Genomic DNA, 24,757 nt, shown 5'->3' with positions numbered 1-24,757 from the left:
CGAATGAAACGTACGCCTCATCTGCTCGCCATTCAGTCCCATGTGGTGTTCGGCCACGCCGGTAACAGCGCCGCTGTATTTCCGATGCAGCGGGTCGGGGTGAATGTCTGGCCGCTCAACACCGTGCAGTTTTCCAACCACACCCAGTACGGCCAATGGACCGGCGAAGTGCTGGCGCCGCAACAGATTCCCGAGCTGGTCGAAGGCATTGCGGCCATTGGTGAGCTGGGCAACTGTGACGCGGTGCTATCCGGTTATCTGGGTAACGCAGCGCAGGGTCGGGCGATTCTCAGCGGCGTTGCACGCATCAAGTCGGTCAACCCGAAGGCTCTCTATCTGTGCGACCCGGTGATGGGCCACCCGGAGAAGGGTTGCAGCGTGCCGGCCGAGGTCAGTGATTTCTTGCTGGAAGAAGCAGCGGCTGTGGCCGACTTCATGTGCCCGAACCAACTGGAGCTGGACAGCTTTTCCGGGCGCAAGCCGCAATCGCTGTTCGATTGCCTGGCGATGGCGCGGGCGCTGCTGGCGCGCGGACCGAAAGCGGTGCTGGTCAAGCATCTGGACTACCCGGGCAAACCGGCGGAGGCTTTCGAGATGCTGTTGGTGACTGCCGAGGGCAGTTGGCATCTGCGCCGTCCGTTGCTGGCGTTTCCGCGTCAACCGGTGGGTGTGGGCGATCTGACGTCCGGCCTGTTTCTGGCGCGGGTGCTGCTGGGCGACAGTCTGGTAGCCGCGTTCGAGTTCACGGCGGCAGCGGTGCATGAGGTGCTGCTGGAGACCCAGGCTTGCGCCAGTTATGAGCTGCAACTGGTGCGGGCGCAAGATCGTATTGCGCATCCGCGGGTGAAGTTCGAGGCTACGCCGATCAGTCTTTAATCGTTTAAAAGCGAAAAGATCGCAGCCTGCGGCATCTCCTACAGGGTGGACGTCAATCCTCTGTAGGAGCTGCCGCAGGCTGCGATCTTTTGCTTTTGATCTTAGGCGTCGCCTTTTATTTCCTGATAACGCTTTTCCAGCTCCTGACGAATCTGCCGGCGCTGCTGGGCCTGTATGTAGCGGCGTTTGTCTTCGCTGTTCTGCGGCTGCAGCGGCGGCACTGGAGCCGGTTTACGCTGATCGTCGACCGCGACCATGGTGAAAAAGCAGCTGTTGGTATGGCGCACCGAGCGCTCGCGGATGTTCTCGGTCACCACTTTGATACCGACTTCCATCGAGGTGTTGCCGGTGTAGTTGACCGACGCCAGAAAGGTTACCAGTTCGCCGACGTGAATCGGCTCGCGGAAAATCACCTGATCCACCGACAGCGTCACCACGTAGCGGCCGGCATAACGGCTCGCGCAGGCGTAGGCCACTTCGTCGAGGTATTTGAGCAGGGTGCCGCCGTGGACATTGCCAGAGAAGTTGGCCATGTCGGGGGTCATCAGTACCGTCATCGACAGCTGGGCGTTTCCGGGTTCCATAACGTTCTCACGGATCAAGGCGGGTTTGCTGGAAGCACCTCTGCGGGTGCCTGGTCGCTTTTCAAAAGTACCGTTATCGGGACGCCGGGCGACGGGCCGCCGTCACGCCGGGATCGATCTGTTTCCTTATATTGCACCGCCTTCCTGCCGGAAGTCGCGGTGTTACCCTGCAAAAGCCCGCCTCAAGGGCAATTCCCACACGAAAAGCGGATTTTTACCCAGCTCGCTCAGACTTTTCTGATGTCTGACTGCGAGCCTCGTCATTCAAGGAGCCCACGCCATGCATGCCATCAGTTTTATTCAGGACCTGGCAGTGATCATGTTGGTCGCGGGTGTGGTGACCGTCCTGTTTCATCGCTTCAAGCAACCAGTGGTGCTTGGCTACATCGTCGCCGGGTTTATCATCGGCCCGCACACCCCGCCGTTCGGCCTCATCCACGACGAAGAAACCATCAAGACCCTCGCCGAGCTGGGGGTGATCTTCCTGATGTTCTGCCTTGGCCTGGAGTTCAGCTTGCGCAAGCTGTTCAAGGTCGGTGCCACGGCATTTATCGCGGCGTTCCTCGAAATCGTGCTGATGATCTGGATCGGCTACGAAATCGGCCGCTGGTTCGACTGGAACACCATGGATTCGCTGTTCCTCGGCGCGATCCTGGCGATTTCCTCGACCACCATCATCGTCAAGGCGCTCAACGATCTGAAGATGAAGAACGAGCGCTTCGCGCAGTTGATCTTCGGTGTATTGATCGTCGAGGACATCCTCGGCATCGGCATCATCGCCTTGCTGTCGAGTATCGCGGTCAGCGGCACTGTTAGCTCCGGCGAAGTATTTTCCACGGTCGGCAAGCTGTCGCTGTTCATGATTGTCGCGCTGGTGATTGGCATTCTGCTGGTGCCGCGTCTGTTGGCTTACGTGGCGAAATTCGAAAGCAACGAGATGCTGCTGATCACCGTATTGGGCCTGTGTTTCGGTTTCTGCCTGTTGGTGGTCAAGCTCGAATACAGCATGGTGCTGGGGGCGTTCCTGATTGGCGCGATCATGGCCGAGTCGCGGCAACTGCTGAAGATCGAGCGGCTGATCGAGCCGGTTCGAGACCTGTTCAGTGCAATCTTCTTCGTCGCCATTGGCCTGATGCTCGACCCGATGATTCTCCTGCACTACGCGTGGCCGATCGCGGTGATCACCGTCGCCGTGGTGCTCGGCAAGATTCTGTCCTGCGGCCTTGGTGCCTTTATCGCCGGCAATGACGGACGGACCTCACTGCGGGTAGGGATGGGGCTTTCACAGATTGGCGAATTTTCCTTCATCATCGCCGCGCTGGGCATGACCTTGCAGGTCACCAGCAACTTCCTCTATCCGGTGGCCGTGGCAGTGTCGGTGATCACCACACTGCTGACGCCGTACCTGATTCGCGCGGCGGATCCGCTGTCGATCAAGCTGTCTGCCGCCATGCCCAAGCCTCTCGCACGGGTATTCGGAATGTACGGCGAATGGCTGCGCAGCATCCAGCCGCAAGGCGAGGGCGCCATGCTGGCGTCGATGATCCGGCGGATTCTGTTGCAGGTCGGGGTCAATCTGGCGCTGGTGATTGCGATCTTCTTTGCCGGCGCGTATTTCGCCGAGCGCATCTCGCTGTCGCTGCAAGACTGGATCAGTGATTCGAGCTGGCAGAAGGCGTTGATCTGGGGCGGGGCATTGCTGGTGTCGCTGCCGTTCCTCATCGCCGCCTATCGCAAGCTCAAGGCGCTGTCGATGCTGCTGGCGGAAATGGGCGTGAAGCCGGAGATGGCCGGGCGGCACACGCAGCGAGTGCGTCGGGTGATCTCAGAAGTGATCCCGATTCTCTCGCTGCTGGTGATTTTCCTGCTGCTGGCAGCCTTGTCGGCCAGTATCTTGCCGACCAACAAGTTGCTGGTGCTGATCGCCGTGGTCGCGGCCGCCGTGGCGGCGCTGCTCTGGCGATGGTTCATCCGCGTGCATACGCGGATGCAGGTGGCCTTGCTGGAAACCCTCGACAACCACAAGGAGTCGTCGGGCCACTGACCAACCGGGGCGTTTGGCCGATCAGCTTTCCAGCCAGACGTCCCGCGCCCAGTGCCACACCGACTCCCAGGTTTCTTCGGCAATCAGTTCTTCTTCGGCCTGCCACAGCACCACGGTGCCGTCTTCTTCGACGCAGTAGTAGTCGTCGCCGTCCTGGCAAATTGGGATCAGGCTGCGATCCACGCCGGCATCCCAAGCGTTGGCGGCGACATCCGGCAAGTAGGTGTGCGATTGCGGGTCGGTGACAGTTACCGGTTCCAGGCTGCCGTAAACCACATCGCTGACCGTCAGCAAAAACTCTCTGAAGACAAACGGAATGTCGATGAACAGCTGTTCTTCGATTTCGACCAGCAAGTCTTCGTCAGGCAACTCCAATGGAACCGGTACGGGTTCGTTGGCTTCGCGCAGTTGTTCGATGATTTCTTCCACGTCCGGGATCCTCTTGCTTGAATGGCGCGGTTTATATGGGCCGGTTTATACAGTAGCTCGCTATAGATGCAACCGCGAAATAGAAAAACCCCGGACAAGTCCGGGGTTTTCGTTACCGCATGCTTAAGGCAGAGGGTATCAGCCGTTCTGGCGGATACCAGCCACCAGCCAAGGCTGGTTGTCGCCTTGCGGACGTTCCATGTTCCAGCTTTCGCTGAACACTTCGCCCTGGTCGAAACGCGAAGTCTTCGACACGCCGCTGAAGGTCAGGGTGGCGATGGTCTTGTCCGCACGGTCATCCACGCCATCCAGTTGCACCTGGAGATTGTCGATGTAGGTCGACTGGAAAGCATCGCCCAGATCCGCACGCTCACGCTTGAGGAACTCAAGCATTTGCGGGGTCACGAACTCGGCGATCTTGTCCATTTCGTTGGCGTCCCAGTGCTGCTGCAGCGACTGGAAGTGGCTACGGGCTGCTTCAAGGAAGTTCTGTTCGTTGAACCAGGCCGGAGCGTTGATTACCGGACGGGCGGCGGCAGGTGCAGCCGAACCACCGAAGATCGAACCCATGCCGGCAGGCTTTTGTTCGAACACTTCACGCTGCATTGGCGCGCCGGCCGGAGCCAGTTGCTCCTGCTGCTTGCGACGACGAGCGGCGATGAAGCGGAAGATCACGAACGCGATCACGGCCATGATCAGGATGTCGAATATCTGCATACCCTGGAAGCCGCCGCCCATGAACATGGAAGCGAGCAGACCACCGGCGGCGATGCCGGCCAGAGGGCCGAGCCATTTCGAAGCGCCGCCAGCCTTGGCAGCAGCGCCAGCGGCACCGGCAGCACCAGCGGTCGCTGCAGCGCCGCCCACGCCTGGGGAAGAAGGAGCCATCTGGCTGGTCTGGTGCGTCGGCGCAGCGCCGGCGCTTTTGCCACCACCAAAGCGCTTGGCGTTGGCGTCGAGGCTCATCGTCAGGCCGATGCACAACGCCATGGCGATGCTAAGAAAACGTTTCATAAAGGGAATTCCCGTTTGTGGAGACACGCGCGCCATGTTGCACAGCTGAACTGTTGCTGGCTAGCGAGAGAGTGTTTCGGGCTTTTGCCTGACAGGTTACGTTCAGCTCGGTCGCGGCAATAAGGCCATGTACTTTTGGCTGTAGGAAAAGTCGATAGGTTCAGAAAGAAATCGATCCCTGTGGGAGCGAGTAGGCTCGCTCCCACATTTGTGCTACGCGTGAACGTCAGATCGCTTCCAGCTTCGCGTAACCCAGCATCAGCCACTTGCTGCCTTCGCTGAAGTTCACCTGCACCCGAGCCTGGGCTCCGGCGCCTTCGAAGTTGAGGATCACGCCCTCGCCAAAGATCGAGTGACGCACCGCCTGACCCAGGCTGAAGCCGGTTTCCGGAATCTCGCTGCCACTGAACAGGTTGCTGCCGCTCATCGACTGGTTGCCGCCGAATGGTCGGCTGACGCTGTTCGACAGGCGCACTTCCTGAATCAGGCCTTTCGGCACTTCACGTACGAAACGCGAGACCTTGTTGTAGGTCTCGCTGCCGTACAGGCGTCGGGTTTCTGCATAGGTCATCACCAGATTCTGCATCGCCCGGGTGATGCCGACGTAGGCCAGGCGCCGTTCTTCTTCAAGACGCCCCGGCTCTTCCAGGCTCATCTTGTGCGGGAACAGGCCTTCTTCCATGCCCACCAGGAACACGTAAGGGAATTCCAGGCCTTTGGCGCTGTGCAGGGTCATCAGCTGAATGCTGTCTTCGTGTTCGTCGGCCTGAGTGTCGCCGGCCTCCAGCGAAGCGTGGCCGAGGAATGCCGCCAGTGGCGTCAGTTCTTCGTCTTCTTCGGTGTTCTCGAAGTTGCGTGCGGCGCTGACCAGTTCCTCAAGGTTTTCTACCCGAGCCTGGCCCTTCTCGCCTTTTTCCGCTTCGTGGTAGGCGATCAGGCCGGACTGCTCGATGACGGTTTGCGTCATCAAATGCAGCGGCATCTCCATGCACTTGGCAGCGAGGTTTTCGATCAGCTCGATAAACGCGCCGAGTGCACCGGCCGCGCGACCGGTCAGGCCTTTATTGGCGACGAGTTGGCGCATGGCTTCCCACATCGATACATCGCTGTGGCGTGCATGCTCGCGAATGGCTTCGACGGTTTTCTCACCGATGCCGCGCGCCGGGACGTTGATCACCCGCTCCAGTGCCGCATCGTTGCCGCGACCTTCGAGCAAGCGCAGGTACGCCATGGCGTTCTTGATTTCCGCCCGCTCGAAGAAGCGCTGGCCGCCATAGATGCGGTACGGAATGCGCTCGCGCAGCAAGGCTTCTTCCAAAACGCGGGATTGGGCGTTGGAGCGGTACAGAATCGCGATATCGCTGCGAGCCAAGCCGGTTTTCAGCGCGCTTTCGATGGTTTCGACAACGTAGCGTGCTTCGTCGTGTTCGTTGAACGCGGCGTACAGGTTGATCGCCTCGCCGTCGCCGCCGTCGGTCCACAGCTCCTTGCCGAGACGGCCGGTGTTGTTGGCGATCAGGGCGTTGGCCGCTTTGAGGATGCCTGCGGTGGAGCGGTAGTTCTGCTCCAGACGGATGGTCTCGGCGTCCGGGAAGTCGGACGAGTACTGATGAATGTTCTCGATTTTCGCGCCGCGCCAGCCGTAGATCGACTGGTCGTCGTCGCCGACCACCATCAGGCTGTCGCCGCCCTTGCCGAGCAAGCGCAACCAGGCGTACTGCACGGCGTTGGTGTCCTGGAACTCGTCTACCAGAATGTGCCGGAAGCGTTTCTGATAGTGCGCCAGCAGGCCCGGGTGATCACGCCACAAATCGAGGGCGCGCAGCAGCAGTTCGGAGAAGTCGATAACGCCCGCGCGCAGGCAAGCAGCCTCGTAAGCTTCATAAATGCCGCGCATGGTGGCCAGGTACAAGTCGCCGCTGGCCTGAATGTGTTGCGGACGCAGACCTTCGTCTTTCTGTCCGTTGATGAACCACTGGGCCTGACGGGCCGGCCAGCGTTGCTCGTCCAGGCCCAGCTCGCGGATCACCCGCTTGACCAGGCGTTGCTGGTCATCGCTGTCGAGAATCTGGAAAGTCTGGCTCAAGCCCGCTTCCTGCCAGTGCGCCCGCAACAAGCGGTGCGCCAGGCCGTGGAAGGTGCCGACCCACATGCCGGCCGGGTTGAGGCCCAGCAACTGCTCGATGCGGTGACGCATCTCGGCAGCAGCCTTGTTGGTGAAGGTCACCGACAAAATGGAGTGGGGCGAGGCGTTTTCGACCTGGATCAACCAGGCGATACGGTGCACCAGCACTCGGGTTTTACCGGAGCCAGCACCGGCCAGGACCAACTGACGGCCAACGGGGGCTGCTACGGCCTGGCGTTGGGCATCGTTGAGGGAGTTCAGCAGAAGGGAGAGATCATCGCGCATCGGGGCATTCTAGGGTGCGCCGCAGGCCCGGGCAAACCGAGCTTTGCATTAGCCGATGAAACTGCTGCCGATGACGACCGGTCGGTCACTGGCTACAAGCGTCAGCCCGTCTCGCTTTGCGGGTTTTGTCGGTGCCACGGGGGCGAAAAGTTTCGCTGAAATTATGATCCGGGGCAGTTTGGCAAAGGGGTTGGCTTGTGTATGCTCCGTTCACGTTTCGGGCGCACGCCCCCTTATAAGAACAAGAACGTTGCCCATGACCCTCAGCGCCGAACTGTCGGGCCCCTCTGTGGAACCCCGGGTTATCCGCAAGCACTATGCCGTCGAAATGGCAGTCGAGCGCACGCGCCTGCTGTATCAGGGCTCCTTGTTGCCCACCCTTTTCATGTTGATCAATGGTCTGGTCTGCGCCGGTTTGCTCTGGAGCCCGCAGCGCTACTTCGTGGTCAGCGTCTGGCTGGTGTGGCTGTTGTCGCTGGTGGCGCTGCGGGTGATTCAGGTCGCGGCGTTCGACTCGGCGATCCCTGATCGTCAGGCCCAGCCGATCTGGTTTCGCATGTTTCTGATCGGTTCCACCATGACCGGGTTGACCCTGGCCGGAGCCGGCATCGCCCTCGTGCCCGCCGACAACTTTATGCAGCAGGCCTGGGTGTTCGGCCTGATCGGCGCGGCGACCCTGTCGGCCAGCGTCGCCTATGCGGTGAGCCTGCCGGCGTTTCTGTCCTTTACCTTACCGTGCCTGCTGCCGGCGATTGGCTTTCTGTTCTGGGGCGGTGATGACATGGCGCGGGGCTGGGGCTGGCTCGGGTTGATCCTGTTGGGCTCGCTGAGTGTGGTGGCGTGGCAGGTCAATCGGCTGATTGATCGTGGCTTGTTACGGCGCTTTCAGAATCAGCACCTGATCGAACACCTGCAACAGACGCAAGCTCGCAGCGAGCAGCTCAATCAGGACCTGGCCAAGGAAATCGAACACCGTCGCTGTGCCGAGGGCAAATTGCGCGAAGCCCAGGTTGAGCTGGAAGACCGCGTTGCCCTGCGCAGCCGCGAACTGGACGCGGCCAATCAGGCCTTGAGCAAAAGCGAGGCGCGTCTGGCGCTGGCGTTGAAGGCCAGTGAGTTGGGCCTGTGGGACTGGAACCTGCAAACCGACGAAGTCCATCACACGCAGATTCAGGAGTTGGTCGGCCTTGCCCCGGGATACGTCACGGCGATCCTGCGCGACCTCAAGCCGCGGCTGCACCCGGAAGACCTGCCGTCGCTCAAGCACGCGCTGATAGAGCATTTGAAGGGCCGCACCGAGGACTATCAGATCGAATACCGCGTGCGCCACGGCGATGGCCATTGGGTGTGGATCGAAGACCGTGGCCGCGCCGTGGAGCGCAGCGACAGCGGGCGGGTGATCCGCATGCTCGGCACGCGGCGCGACATCAGCGCGAGCAAGCATCTGGAAGAGCAGCAGCGATTGGCGGCAACGGTGTTTGAAGCTGCCAGCGAAGGCATCGTGATTCTCGACCCGAACTACGCATTGATCGCGATCAACCAGGCCTTCAGCCGCGTGACGGGTTATGACATCGACGACATGCTCGGGCGCAACGTCGTCGAACTGCCGTGCAGTCGCGATGCCCGCCGCCATTACGTCGCGATCCGCCATGCGCTGGAGCAGCACGGCAGTTGGCAGGGCGAACTGGTGGAAACCCGCAAGAACGGTGAGCTGTATCCGCAGTGGCTGCAACTCAACGCGGTGCGCGATAGTCGGGGAAATGTTAGCCATATCGTCGGCTTCTTCGCCGATCTGTCGGCGCGACGCGAATCCGAAGAGCGCATGCGCTATCTGACCCATTACGACGAACTGACCGGGCTGGCGAACCGCTCACTGTTCCGCGAACGCCTGCACGAGGCGCATCAACGGGTGCGGCAGGGCGGGCGGCGCAGTCTGGCATTGCTGCACATCAATCTCGACCGCTTCAAACTGCTTAACGACAGCCTCGGCCATGAAGTCGCAGACCAGTTGTTGCAGAAAATGGCCCGACGGCTGGTCAACGCCTTACCGGAAGCCGACACCATCGCCCGGCTGTCCGGTGATGAATTTGCGGTGTTGTTCGATGCTTACGGCAACCTGTCGAGTCTGGCGCGCGTCGCCACACGACTGTCGACCAAGCTGCGTCTGCCGCTGACGGTCGAAGGGCATGAGTTAGTGGTCAGCGCCTCGATGGGCATCAGCATGTTGCCGGACAACGCCCGGGAGATTTCCGCGCTGGTCAGTCAATCGAACATGGCCATGCAACATGCCAAACACTTGGGCGGCAACAACTTCCAGTTCTACACCGAGAGCTTGCAGGCCAGCACGCTTGAGCGTTTGCAGCTGGAAAACCAGTTGCGCAAAGCCATCGATGACAAGCAGTTGAAGGTGTTTTATCAGCCGAAGCTGTGCCTGGAAACCGGGCGCCTGAATGCGGCGGAGGCGTTGGTGCGCTGGGATCATCCAACGATGGGCCGAGTGCCGCCGGGAGATTTCATCGGGCTGGCCGAGGAAACCGGTCTGATCGGCCCGATCGGCGAATTCGTACTGCGTCAGGCCTGCTGGCAGGCATGCGAATGGCAGCGTCAGGGGCTGGCGCCGATCCGTGTTTCGGTGAACCTGTCGGTGCATCAGTTGCGCCAAGGCAAACTGGTCAGTCTGGTGCGCCAGGTGCTGGAGGAAACCGGCCTGGCGCCGCACTACCTTGAGCTGGAACTGACTGAAAGTCAGTTGCTCGACAGCGTTGAGCACATCATCGCGACCTTCCAGCAACTGCGCGATCTGGGCGTGAAGCTTGCCATCGACGATTTTGGCACCGGCTATTCGTCACTGAGTTATCTCAAGCGGATTCCGGTGGATTACGTGAAGATCGATCAGGCGTTCATTCGCGGTTTGGGCGAGGGCAGTGAAGATGCGGCGATCACCCGCGCGATCATTGCCATGGCCCATGGACTGTCGCTGAAAGTGGTGGCCGAAGGCGTCGAACGGCAAGAGCAGCTGGAATTTTTGCGCGCAGAGCGATGCGATGAAGTGCAGGGCTATCTGATCAGTCGACCGGTGGAGGCCGCCGGTCTGGCCGGGCTTTTGCGCGAACAGGGAAATCCGCTTTAAGGGCTACATGCACCCCATCGCGCCTGATATGGGGACATGGAGTTACGCATTGAGCAGGCAAAAAGCCAATTCATGTAGTATAACTACAAGCTTGCTACATCCCCGACCATAACAAGAGTCCAGCCCCTTGAATCTGCTGCAACACATCGCCCAGTCACGTCACCTGTTACGCAAGTCGGAGCTCAAGGTCGCCGACCACGTGCTGCTTGACCCTGCGGCAGTGATGCACAGTTCCATGGCTGACCTGGCGCACAGCGTCGGCATCAGTGAGCCGACCATCGTGCGCTTCTGTCGCGCCATCGGTTGTTCCGGTTTTCAGGATCTGAAACTGAAACTCGCGCAGAGCCTGGCCGCCGGTGCCAGTTTTGGCCAGTTCGCGATCCATGAAGACGACTCGGTCGCCGATTACAGCCTGAAAATTTTCGACACTACGTTGCACACCCTGATGGAGGTTCGCGAGAAGCTCGATCCGGTGGAGTTGCAGCGCGCGGTGACGCTGATGTCCCAGGCGCAGCGTGTCGAGTTCTACGGCTTCGGCGCGTCGGGCGCGGTGGCGGCGGATGCCCAGCACAAGTTCTTCCGTTTGCTGCTGACCGCAGCGGCGTATTCCGATCCGCACATGCAGGCGATGTCGGCAGTGACGCTGAAACCGACCGACGTGGCGATCTGCATTTCCCAGTCCGGGCGTTCGAAAGATCTGCTGATCACCGCCAATCTGGTGCGTGAGAGCGGTGCATCGCTGATCACCCTGTGCCCGAGCCAGACGCCGTTGGCGGAACTGTCGACGGTCAACCTCGCCATCGATGTACACGAAGACACGGAAATCTATACGCCGCTGACGTCGCGCATTGCGCATCTGGTGGTGATTGACGTGCTGGCGATGGGCGTGGCGATGGCGCGCGGGCCGAGTCTGGTCAACCATCTCAAGAGCGTGAAGCGCAGTTTGCGCAGCTTGCGGTTGTCGCCCAAAGCCGTAAAAGCCCTCGACGACTAAGATCAAAAGATCGCAGCCTTCGGCAGCTCCTACAGAGATCGGTGTAGGAGCTGCCGAAGGCTGCGATCTTTTGCTTTTCGATGGAAATTTTCATCGGACTGTCATCCCCTCGCCGCCAAATCGTCATTTCCCACGCCTATCGTGAAACTCCCGTAAACGCCTTGGGAGACTCGAAATGGCTCAGCCTTACGAAGAACGCAACAGCGCCGCGAAAACCCGTCGTCAGCAGGAAGACCAGCGCCGCATGGAGTTTCGCCGCGCGATCGAAGATCGCTTCGAACTCCGTCAGCTTCAGGCCGAAATCGGCGATTTTCCCGAGATCAATCACTGGCAGGCAGCACCGGCAGCTTCCCGTCGAAGCGCTCAACCAGCGCACTGATCTGCACGCGCTCGCTGCGGATAAACGCCAGGAAGGCGTGCGCCACCGGTGACAGTCGTTTCGCTTTGGCTTGCACCAGGCACCAGCTACGGAACAGCGGCAACTCTTCGACCGGTAACTCGACCAGGCCGCCGGTCGCCAGCTCCAGGTTCAGGGCGTGGCGCGTCAACAGCGCCAGGCCCAGACCCGCCACCACGCATTCGCGCTGAGCTTCGGCCGAGGCCACTTCCTGGGTCTGGGTGAAGTGCACGCGTTTCTCTTTGAAGTATTCCTCGCAGGCCAGTCGCGTGCCTGAACCGGGTTCGCGGATCAGCAACGTATACGGTTCAAGATCCTGCAAGCGCAGCGGCCCCATATGCGCCAACGGATGATCCGGGCGCGCCGTGGCCACAATGGGGTTGTTCAAGAACGGCAGAAATTCCAGGCCCATGTCCTGCGGCACCATCGACATGATCACCAGATCGTCACGGTTGTCCGACAGGCGTCGGATCACCTGGCCACGGTTGACCACCGTCAGTTGCAGATTCACTTCCGGATGTTGGCGCTTGAACGCGGCGAACAGGTGCGGCACGAAATACTTGGCGCTCGATTCCACCGCCAATTTTAGCTGACCCTGCAACGAACCCTGCATGTCCGACAGCTGCATATCGAGGTTTTCCAAGCGCCCGAAAATGTCGCGGCTGGCACGTTGAAGGGCTTCGGCAGCTTCGGTCATGTAGAGTTTTTTGCCGACGTAATCGAACAATGGCTGCCCGATCAGCTCTTCCAACTGACGAATCTGTAGGCTGACGGCCGGTTGTGTGAGAGACATTTCATCGGCTGCGCGGCTATAGGAACGTAAATCGCAAACCTCGTTGAAGATCTGCAACTGACGCAATGTCATACGCATCAAGGACTTACGCATTTTCTACAAGCTCTGAACGCTAGATGATGCGCTGACTATAAGTCTTTACTTATGGCTAACCCAATTTTTATTCATTTTTGTTAATCCCTTGTGGGCGCTAGTGTGGGGTCGCGACTAAATTGAAACATTTGGTCACGCGTCGACCTGGGTCTAGCAGGTCGTGGTGCCACCGGCTCAAGGGAACCTCCAAGTGATAACAAAGATCCTGATCGCCAACCGTGGTGAGATTGCCGTACGAATCGTGCGAGCCTGCGCCGAAATGGGCATTCGCTCGGTTGCGATTTTTTCCGACGCCGACCGGCATGCGTTGCATGTGAAGCGTGCGGACGAGGCCCACAGCATCGGTGCCGAGCCACTGGCCGGTTACCTCAACCCGCGCAAGCTGGTGAACCTGGCCGTGGAAACCGGCTGTGATGCACTGCACCCCGGTTACGGTTTCCTCTCGGAAAACGCCGAACTGGCCGATATCTGCGCCGAACGCGGAATCAAATTCATTGGCCCGTCGGCAGAAGTCATTCGCCGCATGGGCGACAAGACCGAAGCGCGCCGCAGCATGATCAAGGCCGGCGTGCCGGTCACGCCGGGCACTGAAGGCAACGTCGCAGGCATCGAAGAAGCGCTGATCGAGGGTGACCGCATCGGTTACCCGGTGATGCTCAAGGCCACTTCCGGTGGTGGTGGTCGCGGTATCCGTCGCTGCAACAGCCGCGAAGAGCTCGAACAGAATTTCCCTCGCGTTATCTCTGAGGCCACCAAGGCCTTTGGCTCCGCGGAAGTGTTCCTCGAAAAATGCATCGTCAATCCCAAGCACATCGAAGCGCAGATCCTCGGCGACAGCTTTGGCAACGTCGTGCACCTGTTTGAGCGTGACTGCTCGATCCAGCGTCGCAACCAGAAGCTGATCGAAATCGCGCCGAGCCCGCAACTGACCCCGGAACAGCGCGCCTACATCGGCGACCTGTCGGTGCGTGCGGCCAAGGCTGTCGGTTACGAGAACGCCGGCACCGTGGAGTTCCTGCTCGCCGAGGGCGAGGTGTACTTCATGGAGATGAACACCCGGGTGCAGGTGGAACACACCATCACTGAAGAAATCACCGGGATCGACATCGTCCGCGAACAGATTCGCATCGCCTCCGGCCTGCCGCTGTCGGTGAAGCAGGAAGACATCCAGCACCGTGGTTTCGCGTTGCAGTTCCGCATCAACGCCGAAGACCCGAAAAACAACTTCCTGCCGAGCTTCGGCAAGATCACCCGTTACTACGCCCCCGGTGGCCCGGGCGTGCGGACTGACACGGCGATCTACACGGGTTACACCATCCCGCCGTTCTACGACTCGATGTGCCTGAAACTGGTGGTCTGGGCGCTGACTTGGGAAGAGGCCATGGATCGTGGCCTGCGCGCCCTCGACGACATGCGTCTGCAAGGTGTGAAAACCACCGCCGCCTACTACCAGGAAATCCTGCGCAACCCGGAATTCCGTAGCGGCCAGTTCAATACCAGCTTCGTTGAAAGCCACCCTGAACTGACCAACTACTCGATCAAGCGCAAACCCGAAGAGCTGGCCTTGGCCATCGCCGCCGCCATCGCCGCCCACGCAGGCCTGTGAGGAATAGAACAATGACTAAAAAGATTTTTGTAACCGACACCATCCTGCGCGACGCCCACCAATCGCTGCTCGCCACCCGTATGCGCACCGAAGACATGCTGCCGATTTGCGACAAGCTCGACAAAGTCGGCTACTGGTCGCTGGAATGCTGGGGCGGCGCGACGTTCGACGCCTGCGTACGTTTCCTGAAAGAAGACCCGTGGGAACGTCTGCGCCAACTGCGCGCCGCGTTGCCTAACACGCGTCTGCAAATGCTCCTGCGTGGCCAGAACCTGCTGGGCTACCGCCACTACAGCGACGATGTGGTCAGAGCCTTCGTCGCTAAAGCCGCTGTTAATGGCATCGACGTGTTCCGCATCTTCGACGCCATGAACGACGTGCGTAACCTGCGCGTGGCTATCGAAGCGGTGAAAGCGGCGGGCAAACACGCCCAAGGCACCATCGCCTACACCACCAGCCCGGTGCACACCATCGACGCCTTCGTGGCGCAAGCCAAACAAATGGAAGCCATGGGTTGCGACTCGGTGGCGATCAAGGACATGGCCGGCCTGCTGACCCCGTACGCCACTGGCGAACTGGTCCGGGCGCTGAAAGCCGAGCAGTCGCTGCCGGTGTTCATCCACTCCCACGACACCGCCGGTCTGGCGACCATGTGTCAGCTCAAGGCCATCGAAAACGGCGCCGACCACATCGACACCGCGATCTCCAGCTTCGCCTCGGGCACTAGCCACCCAGGCACCGAATCGATGGTCGCCGCCCTTAAAGGCACCGAGTACGACACCGGTCTGAACCTGGAGCTGCTGCAAGAAATTGGCCTGTACTTCTACGCCGTGCGTAAGAAGTACCACCAGTTTGAAAGCGAATTCACCGCCGTCGATACCCGTGTGCAAGTCAACCAGGTGCCGGGCGGGATGATCTCCAACCTCGCCAACCAGTTGAAAGAGCAGGGCGCGCTGAATCGCATGGCCGAAGTGCTGGCGGAAATCCCGCGTGTGCGTGAAGACCTCGGTTTCCCGCCGCTGGTGACCCCGACCTCGCAGATCGTCGGCACCCAGGCGTTCTTCAACGTCCTGGCCGGCGAGCGCTACAAGACCATCACCAACGAAGTGAAGCTCTATCTGCAGGGTGGTTACGGCAAGGCACCGGGCGTGGTCGACGAGAAGCTGCGTCGTCAGGCCATCGGCAGCGAAGAAGTCATCGACGTGCGCCCGGCCGATCTGCTCAAGCCGGAAATGACCAAGTTGCGTGCCGACATCGGCGCACTGGCCAAGTCCGAAGAAGACGTGCTGACCTTCGCCATGTTCCCGGACATCGGCCGCAAGTTCCTTGAAGAGCGTGCCGCCGGCACCCTCACGCCGGAAGTGCTGCTGCCGATTCCAGAGCCAGGCAGTGTCGCGTCGGCGGGCGGTGCGGGTGTGCCAACCGAGTTCGTCATCGACGTCCACGGCGAAACCTACCGCGTTGATATCACCGGTGTTGGCGTGAAGGCTGAAGGGAAGCGTCACTTCTACCTGTCCATCGACGGCATGCCGGAAGAAGTGGTGTTCGAACCGCTCAACGAATTCGTCAGCGGTGGCAGCAGCAAGCGCAAGCAGGCCTCTGCACCGGGCCACGTCAGCACCACCATGCCGGGCAACATCGTCGATGTGCTGGTCAAGGAAGGCGACACCGTCAAGGCTGGCCAGGCTGTGCTGATCACTGAAGCCATGAAGATGGAAACCGAAGTGCAGGCGGCCATCGCCGGTAAGGTCACCGCCATTCATGTCGCCAAGGGCGACCGGGTGAATCCGGGCGAAATCCTGATCGAGATCGAAGGCTGAGATAACGGCCGCGATCCAACGCTTTAAACCTCGGGGAGGCATGTGCTCCCCTTTTTTTCGCCTGAAATTACTGATTCACACAAATCTCCTGTGGGAGCGAGTCTGCTCGCGAATGCGGTGCATCAGTCACAGAACATGTCGACTGACACTCCCTCTTCGCGAGCAGGCTCGCTCCCACAGGGACAGTGTTCAGACCATCAGAACGCCATTCGCCACTGGCCCATCACACCATGATTGCGGCTCTCGGTACCGTACTCACCGGTGACACCCACGCCCAATGTGTGGTTGGCCGACAGTCCGAAATCGAGACCGGCGTCGATGCCCAGGCTGTTGCGATCCAGCGCGGCACCGGCCACTTCGAAGCGCTTGCCACCCTTGACCAGTTGCTGGCGAGTATCGCTGTCGAGTTCGCCGAAGGTGTGTTTCCAGCCGGCACTGAATCGAGGGGTCAGGCTCATGCCGTTATCCAGGCGATTGAGTTTTGCCGTGCGCAGGCCAAAGGTACTGCTGAGGTTATCGCGGGTTTGCCCAGAAACTTTCAGCGCTGCATCGCCGCCTTTTTCGCTGTAGCTGTCACGTTGATAACGTTGATAGCCAAGGCTGGCGAATGGCTCAAGCGTGACGTTGTTACGACCGAGGTTGAAGCCCAGTTCGGCAAAGGCTTGCTGGGTGTTGGCGTCGTAATTGCCTTTGAGGCGATCGCTGAATCCATTGAACGCCACCCGACGTTTGCTGCTGCCGTCATGGCTGGCATAGGTGGCACCGAGGCGCAGCGCCAGCGGCCCGTCCTGACGCACGGCGTAGGCGCCGAGGTGCCAGCTGTCGAGGTCGCCATCGTACTGGCGAGCGTCGAGTCTGGTCTGGGATTTGCCAACCAGCAGACCGACATGCCATTGCTCATCGAGCCGCCAGTCAGCGCCCATGACCAGACCCTGGGTGGCGTGTTTGAGGGTGCTGTCAGCTTCACGATCAACCTTGCCGCCATGACCCAGCGCCTGAACCCAGACGCGCCCGGATTCTGCGCTCCCGGCAGCCTGTCGAGGTGAACTGCCAGAGCCAGACGCAGCGCCCGAGCGGCTATCCAATTGGCGCATGGCGGAAAGCATGCTCGCGCTTACAGGCGTGATGCTGCTCAGTGTGGCTTTGGCGAGGTTGGCGTTGCTGCCGGCGGCGAGTTGTTCGAGGGCCATACCAGCCTTCTGTTCATCGGTGTTGAGCAGGGCCGAGACAGCGCTATTCGACGGTGCGGCAGGGCTGATAGCGTTCGCCGGTTGCTCGGATGCCTCAGGTTGTTGGGGTTTTTCAAGTGGAGAGGGGGTTTCTTCAATGCTGAGTTCGAGCGCCCGAGCATTCGGGCTGGATGCCAAAGGCTCGACCGTCGCGTCCCTGTCGGGCGCCATCCCACCTCTGGTGTCGGGAAAGGTATCACTCAGCAACTCCGTGGGCGGCACATGACCCGGCGGTTGAGTGGATTGCCGCCCAGGGCTCTGATCAATCCCTTTATCAAGGGTGGAGAGACTGCCTGAATCAACTGGCGCTTTGGGCGTTCGTTTCCTTGGTTTTTTGAGTTTTCCTTCAGTAGCATTTTCGATGGCCTGGATGTCCGGCTCCTGTGCGAAGGAAGCCCCCGTCCATCCCATTGCCAGCGCAATCGCTAATGCCAGGTGGTGGGGGCGGAACGTGTAGTGAATGGTCATTGAGTTGAGCCTCGTTGAACTGGAGACCCAACTCTATGGAGGCACCGAAAATTCCGATGTCGGCTGCTTCCCGCAGCATTGCAGGCGACATCGCATCGTGGTGTCGAAATCTTCCACCAGATCCGGAACCGGTGTTTTTAACCCGCGGCACCGGCTCTTTTTCCTACGCGCAATCAAGCCCTCCGCCGGCTATTCAATAATCAAAAACTCATCTGCCACTGCCCAATCAAGCCGTGGTTACGACTGTTGCTACCTATTTCACCGCTGTAACCCACACCCAGCGTATGCCGAGCAGAAATCCCAACGTCCAGGCCCGCCTCCAGCACCAGACTGTCGCGATCCAGCGCACTGCCATCGACACTGAACGCCGTGCCGCCGACCACGAAGGCCTGACGCGTCGAGCTGCTGACGTCGCCATAGATGTGCTTCCAGCCGACGGCCATGCGCGGGGTCAGGCTCATGCCGTTGTCCAGGCTGCTCAGGTGCGCCAGGCGCAGACCGAAGGTGCTGCTGAAGTTGTCTTGGGTCTGGCTGTCGACTTGCAGCGCCGCGGCGCCGCCCTTTTCCCGGTAGCTGTCGCGGTGGTAGCGCTGGTAGCCGAGGCTGGCGAACGGTTCGGCGCTGAGACGGCCGCTGCCCATGGCGTAGCCGAGTTCGGCGAAGGCTTGCTGGCTGTCGGCGTCGTAGTCGCCTTTCGGGCGATCGCTGAAACCGTTGAAGGCGATGGTGCGTTTGCTTTCGCCTTGATGGCCGCTGTACGCCGCGCCTAGGCGCAGAGAGATCGGGCCGTTCTGATGCAATGCGTATACGCCGGCATGCCAGCTCTCGACGTTGCCATCGACGCCGGTAGCGTCCAGATCGGTTTTCGAATAACCACCGAGCACGCCTAGACGCCATTGCGGATTCAGAGACCAGTCGGCACCGAGTACGCTGCCCTTGGTGCGCTGTTCCAGACCGCTGTTGCCGTGTTCGCCGTCGAGCTTGCCGTAGCCACCGATGCCTTGCAGCCAGAGGCGGCCGCGCGCGTTCGGATCGTTCAGGTTGCGCGCTGCGGATGGCACGCCGTTGGCCGCCAACACGGGTGTATCGCGCTGATCGAGGCCGACCATCAGTCCCGGGCTGCCGCCGATCTGCTGCATCGCCGAGAGCATGCTGCTGCCGACCTGACTGCTGGCGCCGAGGGTCGCGTTGGTGAGGTTGGCGTTGCTGGCGCCGGCCAGTTGCTCGATCGCCGCGCCGGCCGTGCTTTGGGTGGTGTTAAGCAACGCGTTGTACAGCGCGTTGTTCTTGCCCATCGAGGCCAGGCTGTTGGCGGCGTTGCTACCGTTGCCGGTGGCGGCGAAATCATTGAAGGCTACGTCGTTGCGGGTGTACGTCAGATCGACTTGAGTCGGCGTATAGGCCAGCGTCGGCGTGAGAAACGCGTAGTCGCTGCTGACTTTGCCGAAGGTGCCGTTGACCTGCGCTGCTTGCAGCACGGTGTAATGGCTCTGCCATGGATAAGTGCCGCTGCCGGGGTTTACCGCCAGGTTCGCGCCGTTGAGATTCGCGGTGCCGCCGACCTGCACTGACGCGCTGCTGCCGTCGGCGTTGACGCCGTAGGCGAGGGTGGCGGCGCTGCCCATGTTCAGGTCATGAACAATGGTCGCGCGGCCGAGGCTGGTGTCGGTTCGCAGCGTGCCGTTGACGTTGAGGCTGCCCACCGAACCACCGCCGGCATATACACCGCCGGCATCCACGGTCAGGTTGCCTGCGATACTGCCTTGGTTGATCAGCGTCGCGTTGTCACGCACCGCACCGCCATCACTGAAATCGCCAGTACCGGTCAGCGTCCACGCGCCTTGCTTGACCTCCAGCCATTCAAAGTTGCGACTCTCGCCGAAGCTGCCGCCCGCCGCGTCGTCCATCACCACCCGGTCATAGCCGCTGCCACCGTCGACGGCACCGACGAAGCGGCTGCCGTTGCGCAAGGTCAGGCTGTCGTTGCCGCCGCCCAGATCCAGCGCCAGGCCATTGCTGCCGCTGATCGTGCCGCCGTTGATGACGTTGTCGGCGAACTCTCCGACAAGCTTCACGCCGAAACCGTCGAGGCCCTGGATGGTGCCGAAGTTCTCCAGCGTGGTCGCCGCCAGCCCCGAGCCACCGCTGCCGTCATCCACCAGAATGGCACTGGTGGCGCCGCTGATCATCGCGCCGCTGGCGTTGAGAATGTAGCCGCCGCCGAGGGCGATGCCCTCACTGCCATTGGCAAAACCACCCTTGTCGACACCGCCCGCGCCGACGCCTTGGATGGTGCCGTAGTTTTCGATGTGGGCGATCTTGTCGATGTCCACGCCGTCGCCGTCACCGTTGGGTTGCAGCCCGGAATAGGCGCCGGTGATGGTGCCGTGGTTGATCACCGTGCCGTCGCCATCGGAACCGAAGCCGGAGCCATTGCGCCCGGTGATCTGCCCGTAGTTGATCAGTGTTGCGCCGAGGTCGGTGGTGATGCCGTGGCGGCCGCCGGAAATGACGCCGTAGTTGGTCACGCTGACACCGGTTGCGGTGTCGATATCGATGCCGTCGAATTTCTGATCGGCGTTGTGCGAGTCACCCGTGGAAATCTCGCCGTAGTTGGTAATCGTCGCATTGGCGCCGGTCTTCATGCCGTCGCTGGCGTCGCCGCGAATCAGTCCGCCCGTGCGGTTGATGATCGTGGTTTTTACGCCGTCGCTACGCAGTGCATCCAGATCCAGCCCTTGGCCAGTGGTCGAACGGATGATGCCGCTGTTATCAATCAACAGACTGCCGCTGACGAAGTTGCTGTCGATGCGCAAGGCATCGTTGGCGCCGAGAATCTGCCCGCCGCTGCGGTTGTAGAGGGCGTAGTTGCGCGCCTGGGTCAGGTCGCCGCTGCTGTCGATGGCCCGGCCACCGGTTGAAACGATTTTGCCGGCGTTATCGATCACCACCCCGGCGCCGCTGGTGCTGTCCTTCAGGCTGACGGCCTTGCCACTGTTGGTGATGCTGCCCGGCGCCGAAATTGTCAGCGTGTCGCTGCCGCCCAGGGTTTGCGAGGCAGTGGTGGCAGTGTCGATCTGCACGGTTTTACCGTGAGCGGCCGTGGTGGCGATCAACAGGGCGATGGCGAGGGACAGGCGCTGAGGCGGGAAGGGCATGGACGGACGGCCTTTTGTTATAAGCGGGCCGTCCTGTATAGCGGTGGGTTTTTACAGAATGATGTCTGTGGTGTTGCAGAACACCTTAACTTCGGCGCTCGTACGCCTTGCCGTAATGCCGTTCCATGCGCGCCTGGATCAGCTCCAGCCCGATCGACATCACCCAGTAAATGATCGCGGCGGTCGTGAGCATCTCGATGTAGCGATAACTCGAGCGCCCGTAGGATTGCGCCAGAAACATCACTTCCCAAACGCCCATTACCGAGATCAGCGACGAGTCTTTGAGCATCGAGATGAATTGGTTGGTGGTCGGCGGGATGATGGTGCGCATGGCTTGGGGCAGGGTGATGCGCCAGAAAATCACGCTCTCGCGCATGCCCAGCGCCAGCGACGCTTCGCGTTGGCCGTAGGGAACGCCGAGGATGCCGGCGCGGAAAATCTCGCTGAGATAGGCGCCGTAGTTCAGCGACAGCGCGATGATCCCGGCAGCGATGGCGCCGGGCACGATGCCCAGTTGCGGCAGGCCGAGGTAGATCAGCAGGATCTGGATCAGCAGTGGCGTGCCGCGAAAGAACGAGGCGTAGAAACTGGCGATGCCAAAGGCCACAGCGCTTTTCGACAGTCGCGCCAAAGCCGTCACGAAGCCCAGCAATGACGACGTGACGATCGAGCATACGCACAGAAACAACGTCAGCGCCGCACCTTGCAAGAAGCCGTTGGGTGCCAGCTTGAGGCCGACCAGGTTGGGCAGCTTGTCGAGGATGATCGAGAACTTCAGGTCGAAGCTCAGGAAGAACCCGGCGAACAGGCAGAACATCACTGCCCAGGTCAGGTACAGCCGCGTACGAAAACCGAAGAGCCGGCGCAGACGTGATTCAGCCACCGGTTGCGGTGGCTGGGGTGGAGTGGGGAAAGAAGTCATTGACTGATATCGGCGCCGATCCATTTTTGCGAGAGCTTGCTCAGGGTGCCGTCCTGCTTGAGCTGCGCAAACACCTCGCGCACTTTCGCATCCCACTGGGCATCACCCTTTTCGATGGCCACCGAGTTCGGCTCCGAGTACAGCGGCGCACCGGCCAGTTTGAAGCGCTTGTCTTCATTCAGGCGTGGCTGCGCAGTGACGAGGTTGGTGAGGATCGCATCCAGTCGCACGCCAGCGCCCAGGCCCAAGTCCTGGAAGGCAACGTTGTCAGTGTCATAAGGGGCGATCTGCACCTCTTCGAACGGGTACTGCAACTGCGTGTCTTCGGCGCCTTCGATGACCAGATTCTTGTTCAGATAACTTTCATAGCTGGAGGCGCTGGTGAGGCCGACTTTCTTGCCGCTCAGATCCTTGGCGCTGTGGATGCGATCGTCTTTGGCGTTGACCACGATCACGGCTGGCGAAGCGTAGTACTCGACCGGGAAGTCGAACACCTCGGCGCGGGCCTTGCTCGGGGTCATCGAGCAGATGCAGATGTCGTAGCGCCCGCTCCAGCGGCCGGCGGCGATGACATCCCAGGACGGTGTTTCCAGGCGCAGTTTCACGCCCAGTTTGTCCGCCACGGCTTTGGCCACATCAACGTCGAAGCCATCGAGCTGGTTCTGCTCGTTGAGGAACGAGAAGGGTGGATAGCTCTCCATCAACACGCCAACCAGTTCTTTTTTCTGCTCGACGCGATCCAGCGTGGCGCCGCCGAAGGCTTGAGTGGAGGCGGCCAGAATCGTCAGGCCCAGGGCCAGTAGCGGTTGAAATTTCACAGTCGATCCCTGGTTAAAAAAGAGGTTGTTATTAACGGAATGGTGCGTATTAAATAGTTATAAGAACGACTCTGATAGTGAGTTATTTTCATAAGCTTATGAGTGAAAGGCATATGGGCGCAGCAAACACGATTATTCTCGATGGCGGCATGGGCCGTGAGTTGCAACGCGCCGGTGCGCCATTCCGGCAGCCAGAGTGGTCAGCCCTGGCGCTGAGCGAAGCGCCGCAAGCAGTGGAAGCGGTACACGCCGCCTACATCGCCAGCGGTGCCAATGTGATCACCAGCAACAGTTACGCGGTGGTGCCGTTCCACATCGGCGAAGAGCGCTTCGCCGCTGAAGGGCAGGCGCTGGCGGCGTTGGCCGGTGAACTGGCGCGGCGTGCGGTAGAGGCTTCGGGCAAAGCTGTGCGGGTGGCTGGTTCCTTGCCGCCGTTGTTCGGTTCTTATCGCCCGGATCTGTTCGAGGCGTCCCGCGTGACCGAGTTGCTCAACCCGTTGGTCAAGGGCCTGGCCCCGCACGTTGACCTGTGGCTGGCGGAAACTCAGAGTTCGATCGTCGAGGCGCGGGCCATCCACGCCGGGCTGCCGCAGGACGGCAAGCCGTTCTGGTTGTCGTTTACCTTGAAGGACGAAGACACCGACGAAGTGCCGCGTTTGCGTTCCGGCGAGCCAGTGGCCGACGCGGCTGCAGTGGCCGCCGAGTTGGGCGTCGAGACGCTGCTGTTCAATTGCAGCCAGCCGGAAGTGATCGGCGCGGCGATTGATGCGGCGCGCGACACCTTTGAACGTCTGGGGGTGAAGATTCACATCGGCGCGTATGCCAATGCGTTTCCGCCGCAGCCCAAAGAAGCCACGGCCAATGACGGACTCGACCCGTTGCGCGAAGATCTCGACCCGCCGGGTTATCTGCATTGGGCGCTTGATTGGCAGCAGCGTGGTGCCAGCCATTTGGGCGGTTGCTGCGGGATCGGCCCGGAGCACATCGCGGTGCTGGCGCAGAAACTCGGTTAAGAGAAGAGGCCTGATACGACAGATAAATCGCCAATTATTCTTGTGCAGTAAACCTCTGCCGTCGCTCTTGTTTAAAGCCTGTTGGCTTTACGTCTTGCGACCTACAAAACCTTGCGCCGCTGCCTACGGATGCACCAGAATCCGCCGGCTTGTGCGCCTTTGGCTGGCTGCGTAACTTGGTTTGCATCACTGATTTCCAGTGATCGGGCTTAGCGGCCCGGCTAGTCACTACGGTTGCACATATCTGTCCAGTCAGGCATTCGCCTGCACTTGATGGTGGCTGTGCGCATGGCACCTTCGGGTGCACCGGGTTTTTGGTGACTACCGGTCCGCTAACTTGCGCACAGCCGCCACCCTTTCGCTTAGCGGCGAAAAGATGGCGGCCTCACAGAGGTTAGTCACCATGTTCAAACCAACGCCAAACCCGCCGGTCACAGACCCGGCATCCCCCTACGAATCGCCCGATTCAAAGAAATTCCACGAAGCCGCCGAGCGCGCCCTCGACCACTATCTCGGCCCATCGGCGGCCGACATCATGGCCGCGCCTTACAAACCCAACACGCTCTACATGGCAAGCCCCGAGGCCGACAACGAGTCCTTGCTGGTAGATGCCAGTGAAACCCTTGGCTCGGCCACCGTCATGATCAACAACCATATCGCTCAGGTTGAAGGTACCTACCGCAAAACCCTGCAAGGCATCGCTCAGGTGGTGATGCTGGCAGAGCTGGCGGTCAATCGGGTGCTGGACAGGTTAGTGCCAACGGAGTGATCAACGTGCTGGCGGCGCATGCGTATGTGCTGCCAGCACATTGGCTGGGAAAGACGTTGTTGATGCTTTTCTGCATTTTGTTGCAGATGTATGCGTGGCTCTCGATGAAATATGCACTATATTGCAGTTATTACTGAAAACTCTTCGCTAAAGTGCATTTAAATGCAGGTGAAAAGCGTATGTACGACCT

The 24,757-nt window shown here is 60.5% G+C and carries 17 protein-coding genes and 1 pseudogene; 9 read left to right on the top strand and 9 right to left on the bottom strand.

From position 1 onward, the window contains the following. Positions 1 to 3: 3 nt before the first annotated feature. Positions 4 to 876, top strand: a complete 873-nt coding sequence (pdxY, locus tag ACA043_RS29345) for a pyridoxal kinase PdxY (RefSeq protein ID WP_401266685.1) — start codon at positions 4 to 6, stop codon at positions 874 to 876. Positions 877 to 977: 101 nt separating this feature from the next. On the opposite strand, the gene ACA043_RS29340 is transcribed toward pdxY, so the two are convergent. Further along, positions 978 to 1,460, bottom strand: coding sequence for an acyl-CoA thioesterase (locus ACA043_RS29340; protein WP_083349923.1), 483 nt, complete (start codon positions 1,458 to 1,460; stop codon positions 978 to 980). Positions 1,461 to 1,740: 280 nt separating this feature from the next. On the opposite strand from ACA043_RS29340, the gene ACA043_RS29335 reads away from it, so the two are divergent. Continuing rightward, entirely contained in the window at positions 1,741 to 3,504 is a 1,764-nt protein-coding gene (locus ACA043_RS29335) for a cation:proton antiporter (RefSeq protein WP_497658356.1), read from the top strand. A gap of 21 nt (positions 3,505 to 3,525) precedes the next feature. Here the strand turns inward: ACA043_RS29335 and ACA043_RS29330 are convergent, their stop codons facing one another. From ACA043_RS29330 to uvrD, 3 genes are all read right to left on the bottom strand, one after another. Further along, positions 3,526 to 3,933 carry an SMI1/KNR4 family protein gene (locus ACA043_RS29330; RefSeq protein ID WP_003187120.1) on the bottom strand — a complete coding sequence of 136 codons (408 nt, stop codon included), beginning with the start codon at positions 3,931 to 3,933 and terminating at the stop codon, positions 3,526 to 3,528. Positions 3,934 to 4,071: 138 nt separating this feature from the next. Beyond that, positions 4,072 to 4,947 (bottom strand): Tim44 domain-containing protein, encoded by an 876-nt coding sequence (locus ACA043_RS29325; RefSeq protein ID WP_187677184.1) that lies wholly within the window; start codon positions 4,945 to 4,947, stop codon positions 4,072 to 4,074. Between the two features lie 226 nt (positions 4,948 to 5,173). Continuing rightward, positions 5,174 to 7,357 carry a DNA helicase II gene (gene uvrD / locus ACA043_RS29320; RefSeq protein ID WP_187677183.1) on the bottom strand — a complete coding sequence of 728 codons (2,184 nt, stop codon included), beginning with the start codon at positions 7,355 to 7,357 and terminating at the stop codon, positions 5,174 to 5,176. A gap of 256 nt (positions 7,358 to 7,613) precedes the next feature. Between uvrD and ACA043_RS29315 the strand changes: the two genes are divergently transcribed. The 3 genes from ACA043_RS29315 (at position 7,614) to ACA043_RS29305 (ending at position 11,860) form a co-directional block, all read left to right on the top strand. Continuing rightward, positions 7,614 to 10,487, top strand: a complete 2,874-nt coding sequence (locus ACA043_RS29315) for a putative bifunctional diguanylate cyclase/phosphodiesterase (RefSeq protein WP_497658355.1) — start codon at positions 7,614 to 7,616, stop codon at positions 10,485 to 10,487. Between the two features lie 127 nt (positions 10,488 to 10,614). Beyond that, positions 10,615 to 11,481 carry a transcriptional regulator HexR gene (hexR, locus tag ACA043_RS29310; protein ID WP_007962240.1) on the top strand — a complete coding sequence of 289 codons (867 nt, stop codon included), beginning with the start codon at positions 10,615 to 10,617 and terminating at the stop codon, positions 11,479 to 11,481. 175 nt (positions 11,482 to 11,656) lie between these two features. After that, positions 11,657 to 11,860, top strand: coding sequence for a PA3496 family putative envelope integrity protein (locus ACA043_RS29305; RefSeq protein WP_187677181.1), 204 nt, complete (start codon positions 11,657 to 11,659; stop codon positions 11,858 to 11,860). Here the strand turns inward: ACA043_RS29305 and ACA043_RS29300 are convergent. Further along, the gene (locus ACA043_RS29300) at positions 11,802 to 12,764 is read right to left on the bottom strand and encodes a LysR family transcriptional regulator (RefSeq protein ID WP_187677180.1); all 963 of its coding nucleotides are present in this window, start codon (positions 12,762 to 12,764) and stop codon (positions 11,802 to 11,804) included. The genes ACA043_RS29305 and ACA043_RS29300 overlap by 59 nt on opposite strands. 190 nt (positions 12,765 to 12,954) lie before the next feature. On the opposite strand from ACA043_RS29300, the gene ACA043_RS29295 reads away from it, so the two are divergent. Both ACA043_RS29295 and oadA read left to right on the top strand, forming a co-directional pair. Then, positions 12,955 to 14,370 carry an acetyl-CoA carboxylase biotin carboxylase subunit gene (locus tag ACA043_RS29295; RefSeq protein ID WP_187677179.1) on the top strand — a complete coding sequence of 472 codons (1,416 nt, stop codon included), beginning with the start codon at positions 12,955 to 12,957 and terminating at the stop codon, positions 14,368 to 14,370. Positions 14,371 to 14,381: 11 nt separating this feature from the next. Beyond that, positions 14,382 to 16,190 (top strand): sodium-extruding oxaloacetate decarboxylase subunit alpha, encoded by a 1,809-nt coding sequence (gene oadA, locus ACA043_RS29290; protein WP_187677178.1) that lies wholly within the window; start codon positions 14,382 to 14,384, stop codon positions 16,188 to 16,190. 197 nt (positions 16,191 to 16,387) lie between these two features. Here the strand turns inward: oadA and ACA043_RS29285 are convergent. From ACA043_RS29285 to ACA043_RS29270, 4 genes and pseudogenes are all read right to left on the bottom strand, one after another. After that, positions 16,388 to 17,563: pseudogene (locus ACA043_RS29285) on the bottom strand (autotransporter outer membrane beta-barrel domain-containing protein); the annotation flags it as partial. 524 nt (positions 17,564 to 18,087) lie between these two features. Further along, entirely contained in the window at positions 18,088 to 21,045 is a 2,958-nt protein-coding gene (locus ACA043_RS29280) for an autotransporter outer membrane beta-barrel domain-containing protein (RefSeq protein ID WP_497658354.1), read from the bottom strand. 85 nt (positions 21,046 to 21,130) lie between these two features. Further along, the gene (locus ACA043_RS29275) at positions 21,131 to 21,967 is read right to left on the bottom strand and encodes an amino acid ABC transporter permease (protein WP_497658353.1); all 837 of its coding nucleotides are present in this window, start codon (positions 21,965 to 21,967) and stop codon (positions 21,131 to 21,133) included. Beyond that, a complete protein-coding gene (locus tag ACA043_RS29270; protein ID WP_497615667.1) occupies positions 21,964 to 22,785 on the bottom strand; it encodes an ABC transporter substrate-binding protein in 822 nt (273 codons plus the stop codon). Before ACA043_RS29270 ends, ACA043_RS29275 begins: the two co-directional genes overlap by 4 nt. A gap of 113 nt (positions 22,786 to 22,898) precedes the next feature. Here ACA043_RS29270 and ACA043_RS29265 point away from each other — a divergent pair, with 113 nt between their 5' ends. Both ACA043_RS29265 and ACA043_RS29260 read left to right on the top strand, forming a co-directional pair. Further along, positions 22,899 to 23,798, top strand: coding sequence for a homocysteine S-methyltransferase family protein (locus ACA043_RS29265; protein WP_497658352.1), 900 nt, complete (start codon positions 22,899 to 22,901; stop codon positions 23,796 to 23,798). 403 nt (positions 23,799 to 24,201) lie between these two features. Beyond that, positions 24,202 to 24,567 carry a DUF6124 family protein gene (locus tag ACA043_RS29260; RefSeq protein WP_497658351.1) on the top strand — a complete coding sequence of 122 codons (366 nt, stop codon included), beginning with the start codon at positions 24,202 to 24,204 and terminating at the stop codon, positions 24,565 to 24,567. Positions 24,568 to 24,757: the final 190 nt, after the last annotated feature.

This window comes from Pseudomonas sp. LBUM1648 (genome assembly GCF_059716145.1).
The sequence above is the reverse complement of the archived record's forward strand: the minus strand, read 5'-3'. Positions and strand labels throughout refer to the sequence as shown.

Excerpts from the sequence above, each read along its gene's own strand:
- pdxY (WP_401266685.1), top strand. The coding sequence starts at position 4 with ATGAAACGTACGCCTCATCTGCTCGCCATTCAGTCCCATGTGGTGTTC.
- ACA043_RS29340 (WP_083349923.1), bottom strand. The coding sequence starts at position 1,460 with ATGGAACCCGGAAACGCCCAGCTGTCGATGACGGTACTGATGACCCCC.
- ACA043_RS29335 (WP_497658356.1), top strand. The coding sequence starts at position 1,741 with ATGCATGCCATCAGTTTTATTCAGGACCTGGCAGTGATCATGTTGGTC.
- ACA043_RS29325 (WP_187677184.1), bottom strand. The coding sequence starts at position 4,947 with ATGAAACGTTTTCTTAGCATCGCCATGGCGTTGTGCATCGGCCTGACG.
- uvrD (WP_187677183.1), bottom strand. The coding sequence starts at position 7,357 with ATGCGCGATGATCTCTCCCTTCTGCTGAACTCCCTCAACGATGCCCAA.
- ACA043_RS29315 (WP_497658355.1), top strand. The coding sequence starts at position 7,614 with ATGACCCTCAGCGCCGAACTGTCGGGCCCCTCTGTGGAACCCCGGGTT.
- ACA043_RS29305 (WP_187677181.1), top strand. The coding sequence starts at position 11,657 with ATGGCTCAGCCTTACGAAGAACGCAACAGCGCCGCGAAAACCCGTCGT.
- ACA043_RS29300 (WP_187677180.1), bottom strand. The coding sequence starts at position 12,764 with ATGCGTAAGTCCTTGATGCGTATGACATTGCGTCAGTTGCAGATCTTC.
- oadA (WP_187677178.1), top strand. The coding sequence starts at position 14,382 with ATGACTAAAAAGATTTTTGTAACCGACACCATCCTGCGCGACGCCCAC.
- ACA043_RS29280 (WP_497658354.1), bottom strand. The coding sequence starts at position 21,045 with ATGCCCTTCCCGCCTCAGCGCCTGTCCCTCGCCATCGCCCTGTTGATC.
- ACA043_RS29275 (WP_497658353.1), bottom strand. The coding sequence starts at position 21,967 with ATGACTTCTTTCCCCACTCCACCCCAGCCACCGCAACCGGTGGCTGAA.
- ACA043_RS29265 (WP_497658352.1), top strand. The coding sequence starts at position 22,899 with ATGGGCGCAGCAAACACGATTATTCTCGATGGCGGCATGGGCCGTGAG.
- ACA043_RS29260 (WP_497658351.1), top strand. The coding sequence starts at position 24,202 with ATGTTCAAACCAACGCCAAACCCGCCGGTCACAGACCCGGCATCCCCC.